Annotated in this window: 11 protein-coding genes; 3 read left to right on the top strand and 8 right to left on the bottom strand. The window is 64.2% G+C overall.

All coding sequences use genetic code 11. The annotated features are described in order from the left end of the window. Positions 1 to 132: 132 nt before the first annotated feature. From guaA to ACIPV6_RS04050, 6 genes are all read right to left on the bottom strand, one after another. Positions 133 to 1,722: a glutamine-hydrolyzing GMP synthase gene (gene guaA, locus ACIPV6_RS04075; protein WP_400269642.1), complete on the bottom strand. Its 1,590-nt coding sequence runs from the start codon at positions 1,720 to 1,722 to the stop codon at positions 133 to 135. Positions 1,723 to 1,832: 110 nt separating this feature from the next. Further along, positions 1,833 to 2,333, bottom strand: coding sequence for a DUF3817 domain-containing protein (locus ACIPV6_RS04070; protein ID WP_400269641.1), 501 nt, complete (start codon positions 2,331 to 2,333; stop codon positions 1,833 to 1,835). Beyond that, on the bottom strand, positions 2,330 to 3,193 hold the full coding sequence (locus ACIPV6_RS04065; protein WP_400269640.1) for an SURF1 family protein: 864 nt from the start codon (positions 3,191 to 3,193) through the stop codon (positions 2,330 to 2,332). Before ACIPV6_RS04065 ends, ACIPV6_RS04070 begins: the two co-directional genes overlap by 4 nt. Before the next feature lie 50 nt (positions 3,194 to 3,243). Continuing rightward, on the bottom strand, positions 3,244 to 3,732 hold the full coding sequence (locus ACIPV6_RS04060; RefSeq protein ID WP_400269639.1) for a PTS sugar transporter subunit IIA: 489 nt from the start codon (positions 3,730 to 3,732) through the stop codon (positions 3,244 to 3,246). A gap of 63 nt (positions 3,733 to 3,795) precedes the next feature. After that, positions 3,796 to 5,550 (bottom strand): glycerol-3-phosphate dehydrogenase/oxidase, encoded by a 1,755-nt coding sequence (locus tag ACIPV6_RS04055; protein ID WP_400269638.1) that lies wholly within the window; start codon positions 5,548 to 5,550, stop codon positions 3,796 to 3,798. Positions 5,551 to 5,719: 169 nt separating this feature from the next. Further along, positions 5,720 to 6,856, bottom strand: coding sequence for a GuaB3 family IMP dehydrogenase-related protein (locus ACIPV6_RS04050; protein WP_397322005.1), 1,137 nt, complete (start codon positions 6,854 to 6,856; stop codon positions 5,720 to 5,722). A 181-nt stretch (positions 6,857 to 7,037) separates the two neighbouring features. On the opposite strand from ACIPV6_RS04050, the gene ACIPV6_RS04045 reads away from it, so the two are divergent. From ACIPV6_RS04045 to ACIPV6_RS04035, 3 genes are read left to right on the top strand one after another with little or no spacing between them, the layout of a single operon-like run. Next, positions 7,038 to 7,937: a WXG100 family type VII secretion target gene (locus ACIPV6_RS04045; protein ID WP_400269637.1), complete on the top strand. Its 900-nt coding sequence runs from the start codon at positions 7,038 to 7,040 to the stop codon at positions 7,935 to 7,937. A gap of 49 nt (positions 7,938 to 7,986) precedes the next feature. Then, positions 7,987 to 8,616, top strand: coding sequence for a hypothetical protein (locus ACIPV6_RS04040; protein WP_400269636.1), 630 nt, complete (start codon positions 7,987 to 7,989; stop codon positions 8,614 to 8,616). Positions 8,617 to 8,621: 5 nt separating this feature from the next. Then, positions 8,622 to 9,272 carry a hypothetical protein gene (locus ACIPV6_RS04035; RefSeq protein WP_400269635.1) on the top strand — a complete coding sequence of 217 codons (651 nt, stop codon included), beginning with the start codon at positions 8,622 to 8,624 and terminating at the stop codon, positions 9,270 to 9,272. Here the strand turns inward: ACIPV6_RS04035 and ACIPV6_RS04030 are convergent. Together ACIPV6_RS04030 and guaB are read right to left on the bottom strand one after the other, a co-directional pair. Next, positions 9,269 to 11,152 carry an ABC transporter ATP-binding protein gene (locus ACIPV6_RS04030; protein WP_400269634.1) on the bottom strand — a complete coding sequence of 628 codons (1,884 nt, stop codon included), beginning with the start codon at positions 11,150 to 11,152 and terminating at the stop codon, positions 9,269 to 9,271. The two genes, ACIPV6_RS04035 and ACIPV6_RS04030, sit on opposite strands and share 4 nt — an antisense overlap. A gap of 105 nt (positions 11,153 to 11,257) precedes the next feature. Further along, complete coding sequence (gene guaB, locus ACIPV6_RS04025; protein ID WP_400269633.1) at positions 11,258 to 12,769, bottom strand: IMP dehydrogenase; 1,512 nt, start codon at positions 12,767 to 12,769, stop codon at positions 11,258 to 11,260. Positions 12,770 to 12,975: the final 206 nt, after the last annotated feature.

The raw sequence follows: 12,975 nt of genomic DNA, 5'->3' as shown, positions 1-12,975 counted from the left end.
GGAATACGCCCGGAGCCCGCTCCGCAACACTGGTCACGGCAAAATTCGCCGTCATTTCACAGTTCCGCAAAGCAAGGTTCAGGCGGGCAGCACAATGGCCGGCCTCCCGAAGGAGACCGGCCATTCACACTGCTATTCCCACTCGATGGTTCCCGGCGGCTTGCTGGTCACGTCCAGCACCACGCGGTTCACGCCGTCCACCTCGTTGGTGATCCGGTTGGAGATCCGGGCCAGGAGGTCATAAGGCAGGCGGGACCAGTCGGCGGTCATGGCGTCCTCGGAGGACACGGGACGCAGCACGATCGGGTGGCCGTAAGTACGGCCATCACCCTGCACGCCGACGCTGCGGACATCCGCCAGCAGCACCACCGGCATCTGCCACACGTCGTTGTCCAGGCCGGCAGCGGTCAGTTCCGCACGGGCAATGGCGTCAGCCTTGCGCAGCAGGTCCAGCCGTTCCTTGGTAACTTCCCCTACGATGCGGATGCCCAGGCCGGGGCCCGGGAAGGGCTGGCGGCCGACGATTTCCTGCGGCAGGCCCAACTGGGCGCCAACAGCGCGCACCTCATCCTTGAAGAGGGCCCGAAGCGGCTCCACGAGCTCGAACTGCAGGTCTTCGGGAAGCCCGCCCACGTTGTGGTGGCTCTTGATGTTCGCTGCACCCTCGCCGCCGCCGGACTCGACGACGTCCGGGTAGAGCGTGCCCTGGACCAGGAACTTGATCTTTTCGCCTTCGGCAGCGGCCTGGGCGATGATGGCCCGCTCCGCCTCCTCGAAGGCGCGGATGAATTCCCGGCCGATGATCTTGCGCTTGGTCTCGGGATCGCTGACCCCTGCCAATGCGGACTGGAAGCGCTCCTGCTCATTGGCAACATAGAGGTTGACGCCGGTGGCGGCCACGAAGTCGCGCTCCACCTGCTCGGCTTCGCCTTCACGAAGAAGTCCGTGGTCCACGAACACACAGGTCAGCTGGTCCCCCACGGCACGCTGAACCAATGCTGCTGCGACGGCGGAGTCAACGCCGCCGGAGAGGCCACAAATAACCTTGGAGTCGCCGATCTGCTCGCGGATGCGTTCAACCTGTTCCTCCAGGATGTTCCCGGTGGTCCAGTTGGGGGTCAGGCCGGCGCCCTTGAACAGGAAGTTCTCGAGGACATGCTGGCCAAGGACGGAGTGCTTCACTTCAGGGTGCCACTGCACACCGTAAAGGCGCTTCTCATCGTTGGCGAACGCGGCCACTGGAGCTCCGGCAGTCGTCGCCAGCACCTCGAAGCCCTCGGGTGCCTCATGGACGGAGTCGCCATGGCTCATCCAGGTGTTCTGGGACGCCGGGACACCGTCAAGGATGGAACGTGCGTCGCCAACAAGAAGGGCTTCGGTTGCGCCGTACTCCCGCAGGCCGGTCTGGGCAACCTTGCCACCCAGGGCGTTGGCCATGGCCTGGAATCCGTAGCAGATGCCGAAAACGGGAACGCCTGCCTCGAAGAGGTCGGCTTCCACGAATGGGGCGCCTTCGGCGTAAACGCTGGAAGGTCCGCCGGACAGGATGATGGCTGCCGGGTTCTTGGCCAGAAGCTGCTCGGTGGTGAAGGTGTGCGGAACGATTTCCGAATACACATTCGCTTCACGGACGCGGCGGGCAATCAGCTGCGCGTACTGGGCACCATAGTCAACAACCAGCACCGGCTTCTGCGAAGTCTGGGGTGCGGTGGGAGTAGTCACCAAACAAGACTACTTTGCCGGGCCGCCCCGGTGCACACCGGAACGGCCCCCGAGGGGTCAAAACCGGCGCTGCCGTAAGGCATCTCACACCGGGCATGCCCCGCGGCCTGTCAGTAGCGCTTGGACGCCTGGGGATTCGCGGCCAGTTCGGCCTCCACCTGTGCGTGGAACTTCTTCTCCACGATGAAGGACATGAGGGGAACCACGCCGCCCAGTGCCAGGAGGATCAGCTTGGAGAACGGCCAACGCAGGAGCGACCACAGACGGAAGTTGGAGATCAGGTACACCACGTACATCCATCCGTGGACGATCAGGACCGTTGTGGAAATGTTGAATCCGCCGATCACGCCTTTGGGCTCCGATGCTGCGAACCCGAACCCGAACGGCTGGCCGGTCACGGCGTCCGTTCCGCCCGCGAAGAGGGACACCCCAAAGCCGTAACGGGCGATCAGTTCAGCGCACAGGAGGAGAAGCATGGCACCGGTGAGGTAGGCCATGACCTTGTAGAACTTCAACGCCGAACGGATCTGGGCTTCCGTTCCGCCGAACCGCCGCTTCTTGGGCTTGGGGCCGGACTGTTCGGGCTGGATTGCCGGTTTGGGCTCAATCATGGTTGCACCTTTTGTTCTGGCTCACTGTTGTTTGGCTCAGTTGCTTGTTGGTCCGGGGCTGGATGGTCGTCGGGCTCGTCGTCATACTCGTCCTCATCGCCTTCGAGGCCACGGCGATAGTCGTCTGCCACCATCCGCCACCAGATGTACAGCGCGAATCCTGCGAAGACCACCCACTCCACGGAGTAGAACAGGTTGAGCCAATTGACCTGTTGGGCCGGGGGTTGGGCGGGAATGTTCAGTGCCTTGACGGCGTCGTTCGCGGCGACGGGTCCCGCGTCCGTGGTTTGGGAAGTTGCGGCAACGAAGCCTGGGTAGCTGGACACTCCCCAGTCGTTGATGAGTTCCGCAACGGCGACGGCAGACGCACGGCCTGGACCGGCGTCGACATTTGGCACCGGCGCTTCAGACGGCAACAGGCGGCCGGTCACCGTAACAGTGCCCGACGGCGGCTGGTCGGCTTGGGCGGGATCGGCCACCCAACCGCGGGCTACCGGAATCCAGGTCTGGGGCGACGCCGCGACGCCGCTGAGCTTGGGAGCGTTGTCCACGGCGAACGCCGAGACGATCCAATAGCCCTTTTGGTTGTTGTAGAGCCTGCCCTCGACGAGGACTTGTTTTCCGGCGTCGTAGTGTCCCGTAGCGCTGACCATCTGGTCCTGGACCGATCCGGGGAAGAATTGTCCAGGCTTGAGGACGTCCACCAACGGTTTGACATCCTCCACGCTGGACGGCTCCGGCGGTTCGTGCTGCGTGGAGCGGCTCAGCTGCCACTGGCTGAGCAGCACGAACACCCCGGACAGCAGGAGCGCAAAGACCAGTCCTGCGATCCAACGGGGTTTCAACGCAGTTTTCAACACCCCTTAACCGTACTTCGTCCGGCTGTAGAACAACGAAACGGGTTGTGCCCTCAGTGGTCGAAGAACACCAGGCTTGAGTTGATGAGTTCGGAGATGACCTCGGGATCGTGCGCCCGGCGGAGCGATTCACGGAAGGACTCCTTGGATAGGGAACGGGCCAGGGTGGCCAGGACTTCCAAGTGGTCGGAGAAGGAGCTTGCGGGGGTCGCGATCAACAGGACCACCGTGGCCGGGCCATCACTGGCACCGAAGTCGAGGGAATGCCCGAATTTGGTGACGCCCACGGCGATGGAGATCCGGTCCACATATTCGCTGCGGGCGTGCGGCAGTCCGATGCCGCCCGGCAAGCCGGTGGCCAATTGGTGTTCGCGCGAATTGACGGTCTCCAGGAACCCTTCCAAGTTGGAGATCCGGCCGGCGGCGTAGAGCCTTTCCGCAAGTTGGGCCGCGGCATCACTCTTGTCTGCTGCAACAAGTTCAAGAATGACGGTGTCCGGCGTGGTCAGTTCCGCGTCATACCGGTCAAGTGGTTCGGCCAAGTCGTGTTTCCCTCCAGTGTGGCCTCCCGGCCGCAACTCCCCGGCTTCTTGGTTCCCGACGCGTCAGCGAAGGGGCACGATGTCATCCACTCCCATGCGCGCGGCATCTGCCGACTCGTCGTCGGGTTGCTCCTGGCTCAGCCGTTCGGCCTCTACCCGCGCCAGATAGTGCTTGATTTCGCTTTCGCGCTGGGTTTCGCTCCAGCCGAGGATTTCTCCCATCAGCTTAGCCACTACGGGCACGGCGGACACACCCCGGTCCCATGCTTCGATGGAAATCCGCGTCCTGCGCGTCAAAACGTCGTGAACATGACGTGCGCCCTCGTGCGTGGTGGCGTAGACCACCTCGGCCGCCAGATAGTCGTCCGCACCCGGCAGCGGTTCTCCCAGCCCGGGCTGGCGGGCGATCAGTTCCAACACTTCCGATGCCATGGACCCATAACGGTTGAGCAGGTGCTCCACCCTGGCCACGTGGACCCCGGCCTCGTCGGCCGAGCGGGCGCGACGGTTCCACGCCGCTTTGAAGCCCTCGGCGCCGAGCAGCGGAATGGTCTCGGTGCAACTGGAGGGAACGCGCTCGTCCATGGCCCGGGTTGCCTCGTCCACTGCATCCTTGGCCATGACCCTGTACGTTGTGTACTTGCCTCCGGCCACCACCACGAGCCCGGGGACCGGGTGTGCCACCACGTGTTCGCGGGACAACTTGGCGGTGGAGTCGTTGTCCCCGGCGAGCAGCGGCCGAAGTCCCGCATAGACGCCTTCCACGTCTTCGCGGGTGAGGGGTCGCTTGAGGACGCGGTTGACGTGTTCCAGGACGTAGTCAATGTCCTTGCTGGAGGCCGCCGGGTGCGCCTTGTCCAGCTTCCAATCTGTGTCCGTGGTGCCAATGATCCAATGCCGGCCCCAGGGTATGACGAAGAGCACCGACTTCTCCGTGCGAAGGATCAAGCCCACGGTGGATTGGAACCTGTCCCGCGGGACCACCAGGTGGATGCCCTTGGACGCCCTGACCTTCAGTTGGCCCCTGTCCGTGACCATGGCCTGTGTCTCATCGGTCCAGACCCCGGTGGCATTGACCACCTGCTTGGCACGGACCTCGAAGACACTGCCGTCTTCCTGGTTCTCCAGCCTGGCCCCAACAACGCGTTCGCCCTCGCGAAGAAAATCCACCACACGGACCCGGTTGGCGGCGTAGGCGCCGTAATGCGCCGCGGTCCTGACCACGTTCACCACCAGGCGGGCGTCATCCACCTGGGCGTCGTAGTAGCGGATGGAACCGACGAAAGCGTCATCCTTCAGGCTCGGAGCTGCCCGCAGGGTGCCCCGTTTGGACAAATGCTTGTGCATGGGGACGCCACGGCTGTGGCCAGAGGTGATGCCGAGGGTGTCATACAGCATGATGCCCGCGCCAACATAGGGGCGTTCCCACACCCGTCGGGTCAACGGGTACAGGAAGGGCACGGGACGTACCAAGTGCGGAGCAATGGTCTGGATCAGGAGGCCTCGTTCCTGGAGAGCTTCCTGGACCAACGCGAAGTCCAGCATCTCCAGGTAGCGAAGCCCGCCGTGAATGAGCTTGGAGGAACGCGAGGAGGTTCCGGAGGCCCAGTCGCGGGCTTCCACGATACCCACCGTCAGGCCGCGCGTCACGGCATCCAGCGCAGCCCCTGCACCCACCACGCCTCCACCGACGATCAGGATGTCCAGTTCCTTGCCTGACTCCGCCGTGGCTTTCAGGGCTTCGATGGAAGCGGCACGGGACTCCGGGCTCAGGGCTCCGGAGAGATTCACCTGTGGGCCGCCTGCGACATTGCTCATCGGACTCCTCCTCAAACGCAATTGCTGGTAGTCCCCCTACCCTACTTGCTGGCCGCCGTCGTGGGCAGTGCCAGCCTGGCAGGGACGGCACGGCGCCTTCGGAAGCAAAGCAAAAACCCGCAGGGTCCGGATTGCTCCGGACCCTGCGGGGGTTGATGATACCGAGGTATTAATTGCCTGCGTAGGGCGAGACCACCACGTCCACGCGCTGGAACTCCTTGAGGTCGGAGTAGCCCGTGGTGGCCATGGACCGGCGCAGGGCACCGATCAGGTTGGACGTTCCATCGGTGTGGTGGCCCGGCCCGAACAGCACTTCCTCAAGCGGGCCCACGGTGCCAACGTTGACGCGGTCACCACGCGGCGACTCGAGGTGGTGTGCTTCGGGTCCCCAATGCCAGCCGCGGCCGGGGGCTTCCTCGGCACGGGCAAGAGCACTGCCCAGCATCACGGCGTCTGCGCCCATGGCGATGGCCTTGACGATGTCGCCGGAGCTGCCCATGCCGCCGTCGGCGATGACGTGCACGTAGCGTCCGCCGGACTCATCCATGTAGTCGCGGCGGGCCGCAGCGACGTCGGAAATGGCGGAAGCCATGGGCGAATGGATGCCCAGTGCACGGCGGGTCGTGGTGGTGGCACCGCCGCCGAAACCGACGAGGACGCCGGCCGCGCCGGTGCGCATCAAGTGGAGGGCAGGGGTGTAACCGGCCGCGCCGCCAACGATGACGGGAACATCCAGTTCGTAGATGAACTGTTTCAGGTTGAGCGGCTCGTGGTTCTTGGAGACATGCTCGGCGGAGACGGTGGTACCGCGGATCACAAAGATATCGACGCCGGCAGCCACCACGGTCTTGTAGTGTTCCTGGGTACGCTGTGGGGTCAGGGATCCGGCAACGGTGACTCCGGCGGCGCGGATCTCGGCCAAGCGGGAGCTGATGAGTTCCGGCTGGACCGGAGCCTGGTACAGGTCCTGCATCCGGCGGGTGACGGCCGGGCTGCTGGTCTCGTCCGCCAGGCCGGCGATCTCGTCGAGGACCTTCTGCGGGTTCTCGTAACGGGTCCAGAGGCCTTCGAGGTCCAGGACACCAAGGCCACCCAGGCGGCCCAAGGCAATCGCAGTTTCGGGAGACATCACGGAGTCCATGGGAGCGCCGATCACCGGCGTATCGAACTTGTAGGCGTCGATCTGCCACGAGACCGAGACATCCTTCGGGTCGCGCGTCCGGCGGTTCGGGACGATCGCGATGTCATCCAGGGAGTAGGCACGACGCCCACGCTTGCCACGGCCAATCTCAATCTCATAAGTCACGGCTCTTACTTTACTGGACCGCTCCCTGAACGCCGGTTCGCCCATCACGGGGAGCACTTCACAAAACGCGCCAATGAACCACTGGAACTGCCCCTCCACATGGGCAGGGCTGCCCATGGCAGAGTCCCGGAACTATCCGATAGCCTGCGAAAACACAACCACACCATGCAAAGGGGGACCCATGGCGCCTGGATTCTACGGAGCCGACATTGAACAGCTCCGCTCGTTATCCAAACAAATGGGACAGGCCGGCAGCCGGCTCCAGAACCAGGAACTCCAGATCAGCGGCCTGATCTCCAGCGTTGCCTGGAAGGGAACGGACGGAGACCGGTTCCGCCGCGAATGGAGCAGCACCCTGCGGCCCCTCCTGCACAAAACGGCGCGTTCGTTGGATGACGCGTCCAAGACCCTCCGCACCCAGGCCGATGAACAAGACAAGGCAAGCACCCCGGGCGGTGCCCTCGGCTATGGGCCAAGTGGACCGGCTCATCCGCCGATTCCCGGTGGAAGCGGAAACCAGCCAACTCCTGTCACTGGTCTCGAAGGACTGTTCGGCGTCACCGGTAGCGAGGAATGGTGGGCTGGAAACGGCCTGGTGACCGCCGGCGGCCTGTTTGCGGACAACATCCTTGCCCAGATGGCAAAAGGCGGATTGGTCACGGAACTGACTCGGTGGCCTTGGCTGAGCGCCCAATACGGTCAGGCCGCCGGTGCCGGATATGTCAAGGGCACTCAACTGCTCAACGGCACGTCGATGCTGGGCCGGCTTTCCGGAGCCCTGGGCATCGTTACCGGTGGTTTGCAGGTCTACCAAGGGATCCAAACGGGACATCCCGGAGTGGCAGTAGATGGCGGCATCTCCGCTGCCTTGGCCGTAGGCAGCTTTGTTCCCGTGATCGGCCCTGCCTGCGCCGTCGCTGGCATCGCGTGGGGCGGCCTCGGCCTCCTGGCCACGCACCTGGGGTACGACTCCGCTTCATCCATGGTGGCTGACGGCGCCAAGCATGTCTGGGAAGGCGCAAAGGACGTGGGGGAATCCATAGCCGACGGCGCGAAGAAGGTCTGGGGATGGCTCACTTGAACCGCCCATTTCCTAGACTGGACACAGAATCGCTCAAGAGAGGGCAGAAATGACCACCCAGACCGAAGAGAACCAGGCTTTGCTCATCACCGAGCATGAGCTCATTGCCCTGATTGCGTTGGCCGGCACCGACGGCGCGCTGAGGTGCCAGACCTTGTTCCGCCTCGATCACGCCGCCGGGTCACCATTGGAACAAGCCGGTGTCTCCACGTTGCTGGAGCGTGGTTTGATGAAGATCGAAAACGACGCGCTCTTGCCGGTGGGGCCGGCCGCAACCGTGACGGCTGTCCTGGCGGATTCCACCTCGTGGCTGGAAACAGCCCTCGTGACGCCTTCGTCGGAGCACGTCTCGTTCATGTTCGGCGCCGAGCAGGGCGCACTGCTGCTCAACCTGAGCAAGTACGGCGTTCACGAACTCCACCCCATCACGGGCACCGAGGGCATGATCACCACGGCCGTGCAGATGGCGGACTACTATCTGAGCCAGGCGCCGGACGGATTCCCCGCTGCCGCCACAACCCGCCAGCACTTTATTGACGGAACCTCCCGAGCGGTCCACGTCAAAGCGGAAGCAGACGGTGCACTGTCCATCGCGACCGGGGAAGGCGAGAACCTTGAGTCGTCGGCGCTTGAGCGTGGGCAACTCGACTCCCTGATCCGCGCGGGGCTGGAGCGATAACCCGGGTGAGCTACCAAACAGGTCCATCCCCCCTCTCCCCTCCTGACCGTCCGCTGGATTACTGGCTTTCCCCGGAACTCGCAGCGGTCACCCCCGCGGGTGCGCGCTCACGCCTGCGCGAGATCGCCGGGGCACGGGGCTCGTATATGGGTGCCTGGGCTGCCGGAGTGGGGATCGGCACAGTCCTGGTGCTGATGGGCGTCCTCCTGGCCGTTCGACTCGGCACGTTCGCGCTGCTTCCCTCCCTCGGCATTCCGGGCGCGGCACTCGCAGTGCTCTGCGGCGTCTTTTACGTCAAGGTGCGGGATCGCTTGCCGCGGACAGACCGGGCCCTGGTCAATCGTGGTCCCGGGAACCTGCGTGGCGCGCTGTCCTTCGTGGCGTTCATCCTGATCGTCTTCATTGGGCTGTTTGCCTTCACGGCCAAACCATCCACGTGGCAGGATCCCGGGACTCTGCTGACGCTGGCCATGGTGCTGGCGTTCGTCGTCTGCCTTCTGGTGGGCGCCATCATTGTCCCGGCCACCATCATGGGGCGTTCACGCGAGTCCCTTCGTCGCAAGGCAGCGACTGATCCCCGCTTCCGGGCGCTGCTGGAACAGGACCTGGTGACGTGGCGTGATCCCTACGGCAACGCCGGATACGGCCCGCTCTAGGCCGCAGGGTCGTGACGACTGGTCTCCTCCACGGTGAGCTGGGACTCGAACATCCGGAAGTAGCGCCCGCGTAGGGCAACCAGTTCCTTATGTGTCCCCTGCTCGGCAATCCGCCCGTCTTCCAGCATGTACACCACGTCTGCCTTCTCTATGGTTGCCAGCCGGTGGCTGATGGCGATGATGGTGCTGCTCCTGTCCGCGAACAGCCGGGTGAAGATCCGGTGTTCGGCCAAGGCGTCGATGGCCGAGGTGGGCTCGTCCATGACCATGAAGGACGCATCGCGGTAGAAGTTCCGGGCCATGGCCAGGCGCTGCCACTGGCCGCCGGACAATCCGCTGCCCTTCCGGCCACGGGGATCCTCCATCCAGTTGCTGACGTGGTTCTCCAGACCGTTGGGCAATTTGCTGATGAATTCCATGGCCTCCGCATCCGAGGCCGCGCGCCGGACGCGCTGGTCGTCCCGAGGCTGTTCGACGTCGCCGAGGTAGATGTTCTCGGCTGCTGTGGCGAACTCGTATTTAAGGAACTCCTGGCTCAAAACGGCCAGGTGCCGGTGCCAACTGGTCACATCAACATGGGCAAGATCCACGCCGTCGAGCAGTACACGGCCGGAATCCGGCCGGTAGAGCCCGGCCAGGATGCGGATCAAGGTGGACTTACCAGCTCCGTTCTCCCCAACAATCGCTATGTGCTGACCGGCTTTGATGGTCAGCGAGATGCCCTTGATGACTTCGATGTCGCTGCCGGTGTAGCTGAAGCGGATGTCCTGCATCTCCACGGTCTGCGGAGACCGGGTCAACGGCGGCTCGTGTCCGCTGGGAACCGGGAGCGCCATGAACAGCTCGTAGTCCTTCAGGTTGGCCAGGTCCTCGTCGATGGAGCTGAGGGAAGAGACCAGGTTGTTGGCCGTTGACAGCGCGCGGCTCACGATCTGCTGGACGTACAGGAACTGCCCCACAGGTTGGGCGCGGGCGATGATTTGGCCTACCACCCAGACCAACGAGACAACCTCCGCGCCATACTGCAGGGCGTCGGCGGCGAGTTGCTTGGGGATGTAGCGCTTCTGGAAATCGAGCCGGCGGCGTTCGTCCGCGTCGCGCAGGCGGGAACGGAGATCCATCAGGTAGTTCACGATCCCGTACAGCCGCATTTCCGCGATGTGCTGCGGCCGGAGCAGGTTCTGTTCGATCATCCTGCGCTGGCGACGGGAATCAACCTGGGTGTTCCAATGGGCAATCTGCTCGCGGGAGAGCTTGAACTGCAGGTAGACGCTGGGAACGATCGCCACCAGGACAATTACGGCAATCCACCAACTGACCAACACCAGGGCGCCAATGGCCAGGATGACGGAAACGAGCTGCGTAAAGATGGCGGCTATGCGGTCCAGCACCCGGGCGTAGGAGTCGGAGAACCGCTTGGCACGGTCGTAGAGGTCTACCGTTTCCTTGTCGTCGTAGCGCCAGAACTCCAACGCAAGGAACCTCTGGTACATCAGGTCCCCCACGATCGCACCTACGCGGAAGCTCATGAGCTGCTGGATGTAGCGGTCCACGCTGCTGAACCCGCCCCAGAACAGCCCCAGCGCAGCGGTGATGACGACGTACAAAACTGCCCGCGGACCGGCGTCGGGGTCTCCCGCGTAACCGGCCGCCAAAGCCGTGGTGGTGAGCGCGGCGAAATAGGTGGTGACGAGCGGCAAAGTGGCCGAGATCAGCGAACCGGCCACCTTCATGACGACGGCGGCCGGCGAGGCCTTGAAACTCACTTTCAGGACCTGTCCGACGGCGCGTGCGTACGGGCGCAGTGCAAGCTTTCGGGGCGGCGCCTTGGTCACCCGGACGGATTCCGGGTGACGTGGTCCCGACGGTATTTCAGACATGTTGACAGCCTATGCCTACCCCCGTCAGCCAGGAGGCCGGCCGAACCCGCATCCGGCACAAAAACAAGGGTTCCCCGTGGAAGACCACGGGGAACCTTGAGTGTGTCAGCGCGAGTTGTAGTTCGGCGCTTCGACGGTCATCTGGATGTCGTGCGGGTGTGATTCCTTCAGGCCGGCCGGCGTGATGCGGACGAACTTGCCCCGGGCCTTGAGTTCGGCAACGGTGGGAGCGCCCGTGTAGAACATGGTCTGGCGGAGGCCGCCGACCAGCTGGTAGGCAACCGAGGCCAGCGGGCCACGGTAGGCCACGCGGCCTTCGATGCCTTCAGGGATCAGTTTGTCGTCACCGGAGACGTCGGCCTGGAAGTAACGGTCCTTGGAGTAGGACGTGTTCTTGCCGCGGGACTGCATGGCGCCGAGGGAACCCATGCCGCGGTAGCTCTTGAACTGCTTGCCGTTGACGAAGATGAGGTCTCCCGGGGACTCCTCACAACCGGCGAGCAGGGAGCCGAGCATCACGGTATCGGCACCGGCCACGAGGGCCTTGCCGATATCGCCCGAGTACTGCAGGCCGCCGTCGGCGATCAGCGGCACGCCGGCCGGAATCGCAGCCTTGGCGGACTCGTAGATGGCCGTGATCTGGGGAACGCCCACGCCGGCCACCACGCGGGTGGTGCAGATCGAACCGGGGCCCACGCCAACCTTGATGCCGTCGGCGCCTGCGTCGATGAGTGCCTGGGCACCTTCGCGGGTGGCTGCCTGGCCGCCGATGATGTCCACGTGCGCGGCAACGGGATCCGACTTCAGGCGGGCGATCATGTCCAGCACACCCTGCGAGTGGCCGTTGGCCGTGTCCACGAACAACGCGTCAACGCCGGCGTCGATGAGCTTCATGGCGCGCTCCCAGCCGTCGCCGAAGAAGCCGATGGCAGCACCTACGCGGAGGCGGCCCTCGTCGTCCTTGGTGGCGAGCGGGTACTGCTCAGCCTTGGTGAAGTCCTTGGTGGTGATCAGGCCCTTAAGGCGGCCCTGGTCGTCCACCAGCGGGAGCTTCTCGATCTTGTTGGTGGCCAGCTTGTGGGAGGCCTCTTCCCGGCTGATGCCCACGTGGCCGGTGACCAAGGGCATCTTGGTCATGGCGTCGCTGACACGGCGGGTGGGGAACTCAGACTCGGGGATGAAGCGGGTGTCGCGGTTGGTGACGATGCCCAGGAGGCGGCCTTCCGGATCGACCACCGGCAGGCCGGAAACGCGGTAGCGGGAGCACAGTTCGTCGAGCTCCTGCAACGTAGCTTCGGGATTGATGGTGAGCGGGTTGGTGATCATGCCGGACTCGCTGCGCTTCACGCGGTCCACATGCTCGGCTTGGTCGTCGATGGACAGGTTGCGGTGGACTACCCCGAGGCCACCCTGGCGTGCCATGGCGATGGCCATGCGGGACTCGGTCACGGTGTCCATGGCTGCGGAGAGCAGCGGCGTCTGGACGGAGATGCGCCGGGAAAGGCGGGAGGAGGTGTCAGCGTCGGACGGGATGACGTCGGTGTGTCCGGGAAGCAGCAGGACGTCGTCGTAGGTCAGGCCAATGAAGCCAAAAGGATCGTGTTCGGGCTGGGTCATGAGTGCGCCTCTTACCTGGGTTTGGGGACTGGAACTGGTAGGGGTTGCAACTGATGACCAGCCCGTCATTACGGGACTGGCCTGTGCAGAAGTGTTGGATAAATACTAGAACCTCAGCGCCCGTCGCCATATTCCGCGGCGGCCGAGTGTGAGCAACAGCACTGGCGGCAGGCCGCCGTCGTGCTTCGCCTGGTGCGCGAGTGGCT

Source organism: Paenarthrobacter sp. NPDC089988 (assembly GCF_044748465.1).
Taxonomy (GTDB): Bacteria; Actinomycetota; Actinomycetes; order Actinomycetales; family Micrococcaceae; genus Arthrobacter.
Note: the sequence above shows the minus strand (reverse complement) of the source record. Positions and strands in the feature narration are given on the sequence as shown.